Below are 14,492 nucleotides of genomic sequence, written 5' to 3' on the forward strand. Positions count from 1 at the left end.
TCCGTCTTCTTACTTTTAGTATGATGCTGGTACATCAATTGGTTGCGGGGGCCGGATTTGAACCGACGACCTTCGGGTTATGAGCCCGACGAGCTACCAGGCTGCTCCACCCCGCGTCCGTGGATGCGCACTATACTCCGCGTTCGATTCGATGCAACCTCTTTTTTCAAATAGTTTACGTTTTTACAGATAGATGGTGAAAATCTCATCATGGTGTTTCTTTTTTAGACTGCTGAGGCCTGTTTTGTCATGATGCGTTTTATTACCTCCGTCTGTTTGCTATCGTTTTGCGTGGTTTCACACTCAAGAAAACAAGAGAGCACGGAAAATGAAAGGATGGTGGGGGAAATACGTGTTGACCGGTGTGGTCATCGCGATTCTGGCAGGCTGCCAGACCCGGCCCAGCGATCGCGGTCAACAGTATAAAGATGGGCGTCTTGATCAACCGCTGGAGTGGGTAAATACGCCGAATGCCAATGGCAAGCCGGTGAATGCAGGCGATTTTTCTCAGCAGATTAGCCAGATCCAGGCCTCCTCTCCCGGCCTCTATTCCCGTAACAGTGATATTTTTCAGGCTGTCCAAAACTGGCTCCAGTCTGGTGGTGACACGCGCCAACTGACGCAATTCGGTCTCAATGCCTGGCAGATGGAAGGTGTCGACAGTTTCGGCAACGTGCAATTTACCGGTTATTACACCCCGGTGGTGCAGGCGCGTCGCTACCGTCAGGGGGAATTCCGTTTCCCGTTGTATGCCATGCCGCGTGTGCGTAAAAACGGCCGTTTACCGGACCGTGCCGCCATTTATTCCGGCGCATTGAGCAACGAACTGGCTATCGCCTGGACCAATTCGCTGATGGACAACTTCATGATGGAAGTGCAGGGCAGCGGCTATGTTGATTTTGGTGATGGTGGTCCTTTGACCTTTTTTGGTTATGCCGGCAAAAACGGCCATGCTTACCGCAGTATCGGCAAAATATTGATTGACCGAGGCGAAGTTCCCCGAGAAGAGATGTCGATGCAGGCCATTCGGCAGTGGGCCGATCGGCACTCCGAGGCGGAAGTGCGAGACCTGCTGGTGCAGAATCCTTCTTTTGTGTTCTTTAAGTCTATGGCATCAATGCCCGTGAAAGGGGCGAGCGCGGTACCACTGGTAGCGCGAGCGTCGGTCGCGTCTGACCGTTCATTAATACCGGCGGGTACCACGTTGCTGGCGGAAGTCCCGCTGCTGGACGCACAAGGTAAGTTTACCGGTAAGTATGAGATGCGCCTGATGGTAGCGCTGGATGTGGGAGGCGCGATTAAAGGACAGCACTTCGACATTTATCAGGGGATCGGCCCGGAAGCGGGCCATGCCGCCGGGTTTTACAACCATTATGGCCGGGTATGGGTGCTGAAAAACGAGCAATCTTCCTCTGCCATGCCGTTGCTCAGTGCAAGCAATGGCGCAGCTGCAAGCCCCGGTGGGCTGATGGGCAGCAATCAAAATTAATGTGTGACCCCGCCAGCGTTGTACGCTGGCGGGAATATATCAACCGATAGCTTTTATTAATCAATGGTTTTGACCATCGGGATGCACGGCAGTGAAAAGCCGCGTGGTGACTGATAAAGACTGACCTCATCGCCTTCGAACCCCTGAGCGCGGTAAAACGGCGCGGCGTTAAGGCTGGCATCGAGCCTGATTTCCGCCAGACCCGCCGCGCGCGCCAGTGTTTCCAGATGCAGCATCATCCGTTTACCGACGCCTTGCCCCATCACATCCGGTTCAACGAACACCGCGTCTATCATTCCGGTATGAAGATTGATCATCCCGGTCCCGACAACCCGGGCGGCTATCTCTGCCAGATGAAAATGGTGGGTGACAGTGTTCTCAAATTTCTCGCTGAGTTCACCGCTGGTCCACAGTTGTAGCTGTTCTGCCGTGTAATCGTGTCGGCAACCGTGCAAGATGGCGCGATTGCGCAGTTCAAATGCGGCCGGTGCATCGGCCCGGCGAGCCTTACGCAGCGTGATGGTGGGCGTGTGCATTACTCGGTTCCTGCAGCGGTATCATGAGAATGTGTGTCGGCAAGTGCGGCGTGGTTCACCAGATTGGTTGGGTGACCGGCAGCAAACGCCACCACATTTTCGAAGGCGGTTTTAAAGTACAGCTCGTAGCTACCTCGTTCGACATAACCGATATGCGGTGTAGCCAGAACATTCGGCAGCGTTAGTAGCGGCTCGTTTTCTGACGTGGCTGGTTCATTGTCGAATACGTCCAGGGCTGCCTGTTTGCCTGGATGAGCTCGGAGTTCATGCCAGAGCGCGCCCGGCTCCACCAGTTCGGCACGGCTGATGTTGACGAACAGCGAGTCCGGTTTCATCAGTGCGAGGTCTTCCTGAGTGACGCAGTGGCGTGTGGCGGTGTTCAAACGCAGATGTAACGACAGAATATCCGCGCTGGCGAAAAAAGAGTCCTTGCTGTCGGTAGCGGTAAAACCGTGTTGGCGCGCCAGTTCACGCGATGTATCACTGCCCCACACTAACACCGTCATTCCAAAGGCGGCAGCGTAGCGGGCGATACGCTGCCCGATTTTACCGTATCCCCAGATACCGAGCGTCAGACCGTGTAAGGTTCTACCAAGCCCCAGTGGGCCGTTTTGCTGCCAATTACCCTGAGTCAACTGCGCATGATAACCAGGCAGATGGCGTGACGCCGCCATAATAAGGCTCCAGCATAATTCCGCGGGCGCAATCGGTGAGCCGGTTCCTTCAGCCACCGCAACACCATGCCGGGTGCAAGCGCCTACATCAAGGTGCTGGCTTACTTTACCGGTCTGGCTGACCAGTTTTAGCGAAGGGAGCAGGCTCAACAGCGCGTCGGTGATACGCGTGCGTTCGCGAATTAGCACCAGCGCGTCAACGTCCTGCAGTTGGGCCGCCAGTTGGGCGGTATCGGTATAGGTTTTATTCAGAATCCGGACCTGATGGCCTTGCAACAGCGAAAAGCAATCCAGTTGTCTGACGACGTCCTGATAGTCATCCAGAATGGCAATGTTCATGCTAATCCTTAACCGCGTTTTATGGTGTGTTGGGGAGGCAAGTCATGATGAACTCACGCTCGTTTTGGTCGGTGACCCGAAACCCCAGCCGGTGATACAGATGGCGGGCCGGGTTATTTTTCAGCACACTCAGCACCACCGACTGGTGTTGCGTGGATGCCTGAGCGAGCAGCTTTTCAATCAGTTGTTTGCCAAGCCCACGGTTTTGAAAATCCGGGTGGATTTGAATCTGCATCAGATACCAATGTTGCTCTTGCGGCATGAAACAATACTTGAACAGCCCGGCAGGTTGTCCGTCGACCTCTACGATATGTGCGTGTTCGAACCCATAACGCACACGGCGCATCAGGCTCTCGGCGTCTGTCGCGGCACCAATATCCGTCAGGTATTTCCCCATGGTGAGCCAGCGTAGTTGTAGCAAAAAGTCGATATCGGATTCGGTGGCGGGGATCAGGTCAACATGCATGGTTTTTCTCCGGCAGCGCTGGGTTTCATGATGCATCAGTAAGTAACGTTTCAGTAACTAACGTTTCAGTAGCTAACGTTAAAGTGCCACAGCTCGCCGGAGTTCGTCACCTGCCAGCGCGATAAATAGGGACCATGACGGAGCGGGGAGAGCGGTTGGACAACAGGATGGCCCACAGGTAACGCTTCTGGATAGGTATACGCTGCGTAAACCGTTTGACTGGGGTATCATCGCTGCCGTTTGTGATTGAAAGAAGGTGGGCGATGAGTACGCAGTTATCCGAAAGTTATTTGCAGCGTTTTGGCGGTACGGCGCGATTGTACGGCCAGCGGGCGTTGTCGCTGTTTGCCGAGGCACATGTCTGTGTCATCGGTATCGGCGGGGTTGGTTCGTGGGCTGCTGAGGCGTTGGCTCGCACCGGTATCGGCGCAATAACCTTGATCGACATGGATGATGTGTGCGTCAGCAACACCAACCGGCAGATTCACGCCTTGCGCCAGCACACCGGGCAGTTGAAAACCGAGGTGATGGCACAGCGTATTCTGGCGATCAACCCGGAATGCAAGGTGACTTGCGTTGATGATTTCATCAGCGCGGATAACATGGCGGAACTGCTGGATAAGCGTTTTAGCTATGTGATTGACGCGATTGATAGCGTGCGCCCTAAAGCCGCACTGCTGGCCTGGTGCCGCCGTAACAAGATTCCGGTGGTGACGACCGGCGGAGCGGGAGGGCAGATTGATCCTACTCGTATTGAAGTCGTCGATCTAGCGAAAACCATTCAGGATCCGCTGGCGGCCAAGCTGCGCGAGCGGTTAAAGCACGATTTCAATATCGTTAAGAACAGCAAAGGTAAGCTAGGGATCGACTGTGTGTTTTCCAGTGAGCCTCTGGTCTATCCGCAGCCGGATGGCTCGGTTTGCGCCTCACGCAGCACTGCTGATGGTGTAAAACGCATGGATTGTGCATCCGGTTTTGGTGCCGCGACGATGGTGACTGCCACGTTTGGCTTTGTGGCTGTATCCCATGCGTTGAAAAAAATGGTGGCGCGTGATGCCCGTCAGGCTACGGCATCCAATCAGGATTCGTGACTGGCGATCTCCTGGATGCGGTTGGCCAGCGCGGCCAGCCCGCCTGCACGCGAGGCGCTCAGTTCGGTGCGCAGACCCAGCGTATCGAACAGCGCCAGCGGGTCGCTCTGTCGTAGCGTCTGTGCCTGTTTACCCTCTACAGCCGTCAATATAATCGCCAGCAGTCCGCGCACAATGCGGCCATCGCTATCGCCATAGAAATGCAGTGTACCGTCCGTCTGGCGTTGATATCCCAGCCAAACGCGGTTTTCACAGCCAGACAGTTCAATCTGCTCCTGACGATAGGCTTCCGGTAGGGACGGCAAGGTTTTACTGAGCAGAATCAACTGGCGATACCGCTCTTCCCAGGAGCGACAGGCGCTAAACCGTGCTATCAATGCCGCTTCATCGATATCGGTACCAAACGGGTGATGTGTGGAGTCGGTAGTCATTAATTAATCCATCAATAATTCGAGTGCTTTGTGGGTGGAATGGACCAGCTGGTCTACATCCTGCTGCTGGTTGTAGGGTGCAAATGAAGCACGTAACGTACCCGCGACCCCCAGCGCCGCCATCAGCGGTTGGGCACAGTGGTGGCCTGCCCGCAGCGCGATGCCGTCTTCTGCCAGCAATGTCACCAGATCATGGTGATGTACACCTTCTATAGTGAAGGACAGCAGGCTGGAATTGGGAGCCCGGAAGCTGCGAAAGCCGGGCAATACGCTCAGTTGCCGCTCCGCGTCGCTCGCTAACGTGATGCTGTGCTTGTCTGCGGCGATACGATCCTGTTGCTGCCACCAGTCAATCGCTGCCGCCAGACCGATAACCCCGGCAATATGTGGCGTACCCGCTTCAAACCGTTGCGGGATCGATTGAGGCGTAAAACCGTCAAACGATACCGTCGTCATCATTTTTCCGCCACCTTGCCAGGGCGGCATGCTTTCCAACAGGTCAGGTTTGCCGTACAGCACGCCGATACCGGTCGGGCCATACAGTTTATGACCAGAGAAGGCATAAAAGTCGGCATCTAACGCCGAGATATCCGTTTGCCCATGCGCAATACCTTGCGCGCCATCGACCATCACTACAGCACCAGCCTGATGTGCCAGTGTAATCGCGAGTCGCAGGTCCGGCATTCCGCCGGTCACATTCGACATCTGGCCAATTGCCAGCAGGCGGGTTCTGGTAGTGAGCAACGAGGGTAGCAGATGGAGGTGTGGTTGATGGTCTGCCCCAATCGGCAGTTTTACCACTCGCGCCCCTGTTTGCTGCGCCACCATCAGCCACGGGATCAGGTTCGCATGGTGCTCGGATTCACAGACCAGAATTTCATCACCGGGCTGCAACCGGGGGCGGGCATAACATTGCGCCACCAGGTTGATGGCTTCCGTTGTCCCTTTCGTCCAGACAATGCTGCGCGCCTGCTGCGCGCCAATGAAGCTGGCGACTTTTTCGCGCGCCAGTTCAAACGATGCCGATAACTGGCGGGCAGCACGGTGCTGGCTGCGGTGCACATTACCTGTTTCACTGGCGTAACACTGCTCAATTGCGGTGATGACGACGTCAGGTTTCAGCGCAGTGGCGGCGCTATCGAGATAGACGCCTGGCTGACGAAGTGCAGGAAAGTGCTGGCGAAAATATGGGGCATTGAACGGTTTCATGTCGATCCTCTGTTGAACGACAGATCCTGTCCCATTTTTGTGGCTGAAACAAGTTTAGGACGATCCTGAACGAAAACTGTGCACACCTTGCTACCCTTAACTTTGCTGGTTTTAGCGTTTAATAACGAAAAGTGCCGTGATTCAGGCATTAAAAATCACTGGGAGTTAATTATGAAGAATAAGATTATCACTCTTATCGCGCTGGGTATGGTGTTGTCGTTGTCAGCCTGTTCCAGCAACTATGTGTTAGAAACCTCTGATGGGCGGACTATCGTTGCTAATGGTAAACCCAAAGTGGATGAGGAAACGGGCCTGATTAGTTACACCGACGCCTACGGTCATCATCAACAAATTAACCGTAATGATCTGAAATCAATGACGGAAGCGAAGTGACGGATAGCGTCAGCGTAGACAATACAGACGAAAAAAAAGCACCGCAAAAATGCGGTGCTATGCAAAAATCACTTAGACAGACAGGGTAAATGTACAGGAAATGATAAGGTAGCATCGCTACCACGTCTGAAATGCAGACAGTAAATAAATAGCAAACACAACATCACAACCACAAGCCAAAAACACATCAGCTAGCTGGTGCGCTTTTCGTTCCGGCTCAGGGAAGTGGCGCTACTATAGGTATTTGCTGGTACATCCTCAACGGACAATTTATAATGCATCGGATTACAAAAACTAATGGCAAATCGCGGTACTGCTACCGGGATAAGCCGCTTATGAAGAATCCGGTTTATGTCGAAACGATTGCCGCCTCTCAATGCCCTACGTGTCTTTGATGCTGCTGCCCGCCACCTGAGCTTTACCCGTGCGGCCGAAGAGTTATTTGTTACCCAGGCTGCCGTCAGCCATCAGATCAAATCGCTGGAGGATTTTCTCGGCCTGAAATTGTTTCGCCGTCGTAACCGTTCTTTGTTGCTGACGGAGGAAGGGCAGAGCTATTTTCTGGATATCAAGGAAATTTTTTCCGCGCTCAATGAGGCAACCCGCAAGTTGCAGGCACGCAGTGCTAAAGGTGCGCTAACCGTCAGCCTGCTGCCCAGCTTTGCCATCCACTGGCTGGTCCCCCGTCTGTCGAGTTTTAATACCGAATACCCCGGTATTGATGTGCGAATTCAGGCTGTTGACCGTGAAGAAGAGCGGTTGTCTGACGATGTGGATGTGGCGATTTTTTACGGTCGGGGTAACTGGCCGGGGCTGCGAGTGGAAAAGCTGTACGCTGAGTATCTGCTACCGGTTTGTGCGCCGCAGTTACTGGCAGGAGAGCATCCGCTGAAAACGCCGGCGGATTTGGCATGGCATACGCTGTTGCATGATGCTTCTCGGCGCGACTGGCTGGCTTACACCCGCCAGCTAGGTATCGCACAAATTAATGTGCAGCAAGGGCCGATTTTTAGTCATAGTGCGATGGTGTTGCAGGCAGCGATCCACGGGCAGGGGGTGGCGCTGGCTAACAATGTGATGGCACAGACGGAAATTGAGGCTGGCAGATTGGTGTGCCCGTTTAATGACGTGTTGGTCAGTAAAAATGCGTTTTATCTGGTTTGTCATGACAGTCAGGCGGAACTGGGTAAAATAGCCGCCTTTCGTCAGTGGATCCTGGCGCGGGCGGCCAGCGAACAGGAAAAATTCCGTTTCCGCTACGATAACACGGCGCGTTGATCGACCGTTTTCGTTGCACATTCCGTTTACGCTGAACCCACCGGGTTCAGTCTCTTTTTCTTGATGATGGATACACTCGAACGATGAACAGCCGTTTTATGCTGATATTCGCTGCCGTCAGTGGGTTTGTCTACGTGGCATTGGGCGCATTTGGCGCACATGTACTGAGCAAGTCGCTGGGCGAAGCTGAAATGTCCTGGTTGCATACCGGGCTCCAGTATCAGGCGTTTCATACGCTGGCGATTTTGGTGTTGTCGGTGATGATGCACCAACGGGCGAATGTCTGGTTTTACTGGAGTGCGGCGTTTCTGGCGTTAGGTACGCTGCTGTTTAGCGGCAGTCTGTATTGCCTGGCCTTGTCGCAGCTCAAACTATGGGTATTTGTCACCCCGGTAGGGGGCTTCTGCTTCCTGACGGGCTGGCTGTTACTGTTAATTGGAGCCTTACGCTTAAAGAAAAAGGCTGAGTAGCATGAATAAAGTGATTTTGTATTGCCGCCCTGGGTTTGAGAAAGAGTGCGCGGCGGAAATTACCGACAAAGCAGCGCGTCATAATGTTTATGGCTTTGTACGGGTAAAAGACAACAGCGGTTATGTGGTGTTTGAGTGCTACCAGCATGAAGATGCCGATCGACTGATTAAAGAGTTACCGTTCCAGGAATTGGTGTTTGCACGCCAGATGATGGTCTGTGGCGAGTTATTGCGTGACTTGCCGCCGGAAGATCGCATCACGCCGATAGTGGGCATGCTGACCGGGGCGCTGGAACGCGCCGGTGAGTTGCGGGTTGAAGTACCGGATACGAACGAAAGCAAGGAACTGATGAAGTTCTGCCGCAAGTTCACGGTGCCGCTGCGCGCCGCACTACGGGAAAACCGTATCCTGCTGGCGCAGGAGAAAGCCAACCGCCCGGTGATTCATGTGTTGTTCATTGCCCCCGGTTGCTGCTATGTCGGCTATTCCTACAGCAATAACAATTCGCCGTTCTATATGGGGATCCCCCGGCTGAAATTCCCTGCGGATGCCCCCAGTCGTTCGACGCTGAAGCTGGAAGAGGCATTTCATGTTTTCGTACCAGCCGACGAATGGGATGAGCGCCTCGGCAGTGGTATGTTCGCGGTGGATTTGGGGGCCTGCCCTGGGGGCTGGACCTACCAACTGGTCAAACGCAGTATGATGGTGCATGCCGTCGATAACGGTATGATGGCGCCGAGCCTGATGGATACCGGACAGGTGATCCACCATCAGGCAGACGGTTTTCGTTTTGAACCGCCGCGCAACAATATCTACTGGCTGGTGTGCGATATGGTGGAGAAACCGGCCAAAGTCACCAGCCGCATGGCGGACTGGCTGGTTAATGGCTGGTGTCGTGAAGTGATCTTCAACCTCAAGCTGCCGATGAAAAAGCGTTATGAGGAAGTGACCCAGAATCTGGCCCTGCTGGCGCAGCGGCTGGAAGAGAACGGGATTAACTTCGAGATTCACGCCAAGCATCTCTATCACGACCGTGAAGAGGTTACTGTCCACGCCCGGCGTATTTGGGGTGCGACCCCCGGTCGTCGCGACGAGCGCTAAGTGTGTGACAGGATTGCCGTTGGCCGCAAGACGCCATTGCGCCAACGGCCCGACGACATCCTGACTTACGCTTCCTAACCTGCGTCTAACCCGACGCAGGCAGGCGCAATTGCTGCAGGTTGCCATTCAGCACCAAATCGGTTCTGAGTGTGGAGACCTGACGGCAACAGTAAGCCATCTCTTGTTGTGATTCGAGCTTGCGACGCCATTTCTCCGGTATCTGTTCCAACTGCTGGTACAACGCTTCCAGCGAGCCTGCCTGTTGTAGCAACTGTGCGGCTGTTTTTGGTCCAATACCACTGACGCCGGGTATTTTGCTGCTGCTGATACCCGCCAGTCCCCAGTAATCTGGTAGCTGCTCTGGTTGCACGCCAAACTCCTGTTGGATGAACGGGACATCCAGCCAGCGCTTTTGAAAGTAATCTCGAATGCGCAGCGTAGGGGCCAGTAACTGGCAGTAGCCTTTGTCGGTCGACACGATGGTGGCCTGGTGCCCTTGGGCAGTGACTTTGCAGGCAAGCGTAGCGGCCAGATCGTCCGCTTCATTGCCTGGCGAGTGCCAGCTCGCGACCCCGAGTGCCAGAAAGGCCTCTCTTATCTGTGGCAACTCGCGCGACAAATCTTCCGGCATAGGTGCGCGCCCGGCCTTGTACTCCGGTAGCAACTGGTGGCGCCAGCTCTGGTCGCGATGTTCGTCGTCAAAAACGGCAACGGCGTGGGTGGGTCGACTGTGCTGGAGCAACTGATTCAACGCATGCTGACAAGCGGTCAGACAAGGCGAGCCCTGTACCGCATGAATGCGTCTTATCAGGTTGAGCGCGTCGACAATTAATAGGTGTACGGCCATAAGTGGTGATCATGTGAGTGGTCGCCACCGGCTAATGCCGGTGGCTGAGTGATGGTCAGGAACAGATTTCATAGCATGGCACATAGGCGCTGCCGGGCAGCTTCATGCGTTGCTGAGAGACAAAGTCCTGCAACAGGCGGTCCATGTTTTTCATGATGTCGGCATTACCGTGTAGCTTGTAAGGGCCGAATTCTTCAATCAGGCGGATACCTGCGTCTTTGACGTTACCGGCCACGATACCGGAAAAGGCACGGCGCAACGTCGCAGCCAGCTGTTCGGCGGGCTGGTCGGGATGCAGGTTGAGGTTCGCCATGTTCTCATGCGTCGGCTCAAACGGCAGCTGCAGGTCTGGCGCGATACGCAACGACCAGTTGAAGCTGTAAGCATCGCCGGTGTGGCGACGGTGCTCTTTCACCTGCGGCATGGTTTTCTTCATTTGCCGGGCGACTTCGGCCGCATCGTTAATGATGATGGAGTAATAGCGGCGAGCCTGACGCCCCAAGGTACTGACAATGAATTCATCAAGCACCCGGAAGTAGTCGGCGCTTTCCCGTGGACCAGTAAGAATAATCGGCAGCACCTGTTCGCTATTGCACGGGTCCATCATGATGCCCAACAAATACAAGAACTCTTCCGCTGTACCCACCCCGCCGGGGAAAATCACGATGCCATGACCGATGCGCACAAAGGCTTCCAGGCGCTTTTCAATATCCGGCATGATAATCAGTTCGTTCACCAGCGGGTTAGGGGGCTCAGCTGCGATGATGGACGGCTCGGTCATCCCGATAAAACGCCCATCACGGTAGCGCTGCTGGGCATGGCCAACGGCGGCGCCTTTCATTGGCGCTTCCATCGCGCCCGGACCGCAGCCGGTACAAATGTTCAGTTCGCGTAAACCCAGCTGGCTGCCGACTTTGCGGGCATACAGGTATTCGTTTTCATTGATGGAATGACCGCCCCAGCATACAACCAGGTTCGGCTCTTCACCGACGTGCAGGGCGCGGGCGTTACGCAGAATGGAAAACACCAGATTGGTGATGTGGGTGGAATCTTCAAGATCCAGATTCTGATAACGACCGGCGTTTGCTATTTGACCATTCACAAACAGGATGTCGCGCAACACGGCAAACAGGTTGGCTTGCAGCGAGCGGATAATTTGCCCATCAACAAACGCCTCTTCGGGAGGGTTGACGAGTTCCAGTTTGACGCCACGCTCACGGCGCAGCACGTTGATGTCGAAATCCTCGTAGCGGGAGAGCAACTCCTTGCTGTTGTCCGTCTGACTACCGGAATTCAGTACGGCGAGGGAACAGTTGCGGAATAACCGGTAAAGATCGCTGCTGGCGGTGCTTTTCAGCATATCGACTTCCAACTGCGACAGTAAATCCATGGACCCTAATGGGCTGATATGTGTGATCATACTACTCCCTGAAACGCAGTGTGCGGCTACAGTTGTTCAAGACTTTTGTGTAGTTCATTGATAAATCCATACACTCATAAAACCATACAGTTATCAGACTTATGTATTGAGACAATACCGGGTTGATGCAATATCGTGCAGATACAACACGATGCCGATACGAGATAACCGGGATACCAACACAGGTTCAATGCGCTTGTGTGGTATGTTTCTCTGATACCTCACCTTAACGTGTCGCGTAGTCTTTTGCCAAGGTATGCGAATGCTCCAACGGTTAAAGTTGCGCGGCGTTACGCACTTTGATGCGTATTCTGTCGACGACGGGCACCATAATCAGGATAAAATGCGTGTCAGTAGCAGTTAACCGGTACAGAGTGAGAGGCAAGATGGAGCAGCAGGTATCACAGGCGCTGAGCATGTTCACCCGGCATTATGTCGAGTTATGGCAACGAGAAACCGGGCACCCACCGGCGAGCGATGAGCTGTACGGCGTGGCTTCACCCTGTATTGTCGCAACATTGGAAAACCAGGTGCACTGGTTGCCACAGATGCCAGCCACATCTGTGCAACTGGATGGCGTTGAGAAGGCACTGGAGATTCAGTTACACCCGGATATTCATGCTTTTTACACCAGCCAATTTGCCGGTGATATGACGGCTCGTTTTGAGACGCTGGATTTCACGCTGCTTCAGGCCTGGAGCGAGGATGATGTCATTCGTCTGCAGGAGAATCTGATTGGTCACCTTTTGACACAAAAACGACTAAAATTGTCACCTACATTATTTTTGGGGACAACGGATGCTGAAATGTCGCTAATCTCTTTATGTAACCTGAGCGGTGAAGTGATGTTGGAAGAATTTGGTACACGTCAGCGTCGGGTGTTGTCACCCAATCTAACTGATTTTCTGTATAAGCTGTTGCCATTGATTCCATAATGCTGAATCGCGTTTCGCTTTTCGGCGTGTGAGAGATCTCTTACATTGTGTGTAAGCGATCTCTTATCTTTAATATTAAACTAAGATTTCCATTCGATTTTTGTATTATTAATTAATGAATTAATGGCAATCGCCATCAAGGCGCACTTTTTGTATGGCTATTGTGGCATTTGGGTGGCTTGCTGATTCGCTTTAATTAATACATCTTATTATTCAGTTTCGTAACACGGTAACAGGTTATGTCGACCATGCCAGGATGGCAGGACGCGTAAACGTTGTTACAGCCAGACTCTTTTTTCAGGATGAAATAAGGGACACCTCCAGGAAGGAGAATGAGAGCCGGCCTGGGAATGCCGGTGGGGCAGGAGCCTAAAGGAATGGGATCACGGATGATTGTGAAGGAGCGAACGTCACGGATGAAAGAGGGATCGCCAGCAAGGATTGTGGGTTAGGACGACCATAAAGGACAAGTTTTCAAGGACGAGCAGGGAAGCAACAAGGTAGCGGGATTGCTGCAAACGAACCAGAGGGAACCGAGAAATCGGTTCCCTCTTTTCGTTGTGGGATTTATCCCTTTTTTATTATCTCGCTTGCCGTGGTTGCGCCGATATCGGGGATCGGAGTGCCAGAATACGGTAACGATGCTATGCTTTGCCGCCCTGTTATTGTGCCTGATGAGAACCCGGCCCATGAGTGTAGAGATTCAGATTCGACAATCGCTGTTTGCTATTGAGCGTGCGCTGAAAGCGAGCCCGCTATGGCAGCCTTCTGCGCCTGACGAGACCGCATTTGCCAGCCAGGAGCCGTTCTGTATCGATACGATGGCGGCGGAACAGTGGCTGCAGTGGGTTTTTTTACCGCGTATGCATGCATTACTGGATGGTAACGCGCCGTTGCCGACCCGGCTCGCGATTCTGCCTTATTTCGAGGTGGCGTTCGATGGCCGCTCGGCGGAAGTGGGTGAGTTGCTGACGCAACTGCGTGTGCTTGACGCATTGTTTGAGGAATAAGGATGCTGGAGATTGTTTATCAGGATGAGCATCTAATAGCGGTAAATAAACCATCAGGTTGGCTGGTGCATCGCAGCTGGTTGGATCGCAAAGAAAAAGTGGTGGTGATGCAAACGGTGCGCGACCAGATTGGTCAGCATGTGTTTACCGTACACCGCCTCGATCGGCCAACCTCCGGCGTGTTGTTAATGGCGTTATCGTCTGATGTGGCGCGCCTGCTGGCGCAGCAGTTTGAGCAGCATCATATGGAGAAAATGTATCACGCTGTGGTACGTGGCTACGTGATGGAAGATGGCGTCATTGATTATGCCTTGACGGAGGAGCTGGACCGCATCGCTGATAAATTCGCCGACCCGGATAAAGCGCCACAGCCTGCCGTCAGCCATTATCGGGTGCTGGCCCATGCCGAACTGCCTGTAGCTATCGGGCGTTATGACACCGCCCGTTACAGCCTGCTGGAGTTAACCCCTAAAACCGGCCGCAAGCATCAACTGAGGCGACACATGGCGCATTTGCGTCATCCCATCATTGGGGATACGACCCACGGTGACCTGCGTCAGAATCGTGGTATGGCGTCGCATTTTGGCTGTGCTCGCTTGATGCTGCATGCCAGCCAGTTATCGCTCATCCATCCGGTGACCAACGAGCCACTGGTTATCACCGCGCGCTGGGATGAGGCATGGCAAGGTGTCATGACCCAGTTTGGCTGGCAAGGCCATCTCCCTGATGTTGAAAGGGTTGAGTTTCCATTGGCGTCGGGTCAGGATAGCAACCTGACGTCAGCGTAAAAAAGGAGAGTCAG

Annotated in this window: 16 protein-coding genes and 1 tRNA gene; 9 read left to right on the forward strand and 8 right to left on the reverse strand. The window is 53.7% G+C overall.

Going from position 1 to position 14,492, the window contains the following annotated elements; all coding sequences use genetic code 11:
• Window positions 1-39: 39 nt before the first annotated feature.
• Window positions 40-116, reverse strand: a tRNA-Met gene (locus tag DZE2538_RS04295).
• Window positions 117-328: 212 nt separating this feature from the next.
• Here DZE2538_RS04295 and mltA point away from each other — a divergent pair.
• Window positions 329-1,489, forward strand: coding sequence for a murein transglycosylase A (gene mltA, locus DZE2538_RS04300; protein WP_038915680.1), 1,161 nt, complete (start codon window positions 329-331; stop codon window positions 1,487-1,489).
• Window positions 1,490-1,545: 56 nt separating this feature from the next.
• Here the strand turns inward: mltA and DZE2538_RS04305 are convergent, their stop codons facing one another.
• The 3 genes from DZE2538_RS04305 to DZE2538_RS04315 are packed head-to-tail and all read right to left on the reverse strand — an operon-like array spanning window position 1,546 to window position 3,504.
• Window positions 1,546-2,025 (reverse strand): GNAT family N-acetyltransferase, encoded by a 480-nt coding sequence (locus DZE2538_RS04305; protein ID WP_023639078.1) that lies wholly within the window; start codon window positions 2,023-2,025, stop codon window positions 1,546-1,548.
• A complete protein-coding gene (locus tag DZE2538_RS04310) occupies window positions 2,025-3,038 on the reverse strand; it encodes a D-2-hydroxyacid dehydrogenase family protein (RefSeq protein ID WP_038915681.1) in 1,014 nt (337 codons plus the stop codon). Before DZE2538_RS04310 ends, DZE2538_RS04305 begins: the two co-directional genes overlap by 1 nt.
• A gap of 19 nt (window positions 3,039-3,057) precedes the next feature.
• Entirely contained in the window at window positions 3,058-3,504 is a 447-nt protein-coding gene (locus tag DZE2538_RS04315) for a GNAT family N-acetyltransferase (protein ID WP_038915682.1), read from the reverse strand.
• A gap of 263 nt (window positions 3,505-3,767) precedes the next feature.
• Here DZE2538_RS04315 and tcdA point away from each other — a divergent pair, with 263 nt between their 5' ends.
• A complete protein-coding gene (gene tcdA / locus DZE2538_RS04320) occupies window positions 3,768-4,595 on the forward strand; it encodes a tRNA cyclic N6-threonylcarbamoyladenosine(37) synthase TcdA (RefSeq protein WP_038915683.1) in 828 nt (275 codons plus the stop codon).
• On the opposite strand, the gene csdE is transcribed toward tcdA, so the two are convergent.
• Together csdE and csdA are read right to left on the reverse strand one after the other, a co-directional pair.
• Window positions 4,583-5,026 (reverse strand): cysteine desulfurase sulfur acceptor subunit CsdE, encoded by a 444-nt coding sequence (csdE, locus tag DZE2538_RS04325; RefSeq protein WP_038915684.1) that lies wholly within the window; start codon window positions 5,024-5,026, stop codon window positions 4,583-4,585. The genes tcdA and csdE overlap by 13 nt on opposite strands.
• Window positions 5,027-5,029: 3 nt before the next feature.
• Window positions 5,030-6,235: a cysteine desulfurase CsdA gene (csdA, locus tag DZE2538_RS04330; protein WP_038915685.1), complete on the reverse strand. Its 1,206-nt coding sequence runs from the start codon at window positions 6,233-6,235 to the stop codon at window positions 5,030-5,032.
• Between the two features lie 171 nt (window positions 6,236-6,406).
• Here csdA and DZE2538_RS04335 point away from each other — a divergent pair, with 171 nt between their 5' ends.
• From DZE2538_RS04335 to rlmM, 4 genes are all read left to right on the forward strand, one after another.
• A complete protein-coding gene (locus DZE2538_RS04335) occupies window positions 6,407-6,628 on the forward strand; it encodes a YgdI/YgdR family lipoprotein (RefSeq protein WP_012883646.1) in 222 nt (73 codons plus the stop codon).
• Window positions 6,629-6,979: 351 nt separating this feature from the next.
• Window positions 6,980-7,906 carry a transcriptional regulator GcvA gene (locus tag DZE2538_RS04340; protein WP_012883647.1) on the forward strand — a complete coding sequence of 309 codons (927 nt, stop codon included), beginning with the start codon at window positions 6,980-6,982 and terminating at the stop codon, window positions 7,904-7,906.
• Window positions 7,907-7,989: 83 nt separating this feature from the next.
• The gene (locus tag DZE2538_RS04345; RefSeq protein ID WP_016942131.1) at window positions 7,990-8,376 is read left to right on the forward strand and encodes a DUF423 domain-containing protein; all 387 of its coding nucleotides are present in this window, start codon (window positions 7,990-7,992) and stop codon (window positions 8,374-8,376) included.
• A 1-nt stretch (window position 8,377) separates the two neighbouring features.
• The gene (rlmM, locus tag DZE2538_RS04350) at window positions 8,378-9,478 is read left to right on the forward strand and encodes a 23S rRNA (cytidine(2498)-2'-O)-methyltransferase RlmM (protein ID WP_038915687.1); all 1,101 of its coding nucleotides are present in this window, start codon (window positions 8,378-8,380) and stop codon (window positions 9,476-9,478) included.
• Between the two features lie 85 nt (window positions 9,479-9,563).
• Here the strand turns inward: rlmM and xni are convergent, their stop codons facing one another.
• On the reverse strand, window positions 9,564-10,325 hold the full coding sequence (gene xni / locus DZE2538_RS04355) for a flap endonuclease Xni (RefSeq protein ID WP_038915688.1): 762 nt from the start codon (window positions 10,323-10,325) through the stop codon (window positions 9,564-9,566).
• A 55-nt stretch (window positions 10,326-10,380) separates the two neighbouring features.
• Entirely contained in the window at window positions 10,381-11,745 is a 1,365-nt protein-coding gene (ppnN, locus tag DZE2538_RS04360) for a nucleotide 5'-monophosphate nucleosidase PpnN (RefSeq protein ID WP_016942128.1), read from the reverse strand.
• Window positions 11,746-12,131: 386 nt separating this feature from the next.
• Between ppnN and syd the strand changes: the two genes are divergently transcribed.
• From syd to truC, 3 genes are all read left to right on the forward strand, one after another.
• A complete protein-coding gene (gene syd, locus DZE2538_RS04365) occupies window positions 12,132-12,680 on the forward strand; it encodes a SecY-interacting protein (RefSeq protein ID WP_038915689.1) in 549 nt (182 codons plus the stop codon).
• A gap of 689 nt (window positions 12,681-13,369) precedes the next feature.
• A complete protein-coding gene (locus DZE2538_RS04370) occupies window positions 13,370-13,690 on the forward strand; it encodes a YqcC family protein (protein WP_038915691.1) in 321 nt (106 codons plus the stop codon).
• Between the two features lie 2 nt (window positions 13,691-13,692).
• Window positions 13,693-14,478 carry a tRNA pseudouridine(65) synthase TruC gene (gene truC, locus DZE2538_RS04375; RefSeq protein ID WP_038915692.1) on the forward strand — a complete coding sequence of 262 codons (786 nt, stop codon included), beginning with the start codon at window positions 13,693-13,695 and terminating at the stop codon, window positions 14,476-14,478.
• Window positions 14,479-14,492 lie beyond the last annotated feature (14 nt).

This window comes from Dickeya zeae NCPPB 2538, assembly GCF_000406165.1.
Classification (GTDB): domain Bacteria; phylum Pseudomonadota; class Gammaproteobacteria; order Enterobacterales; family Enterobacteriaceae; genus Dickeya; species Dickeya zeae.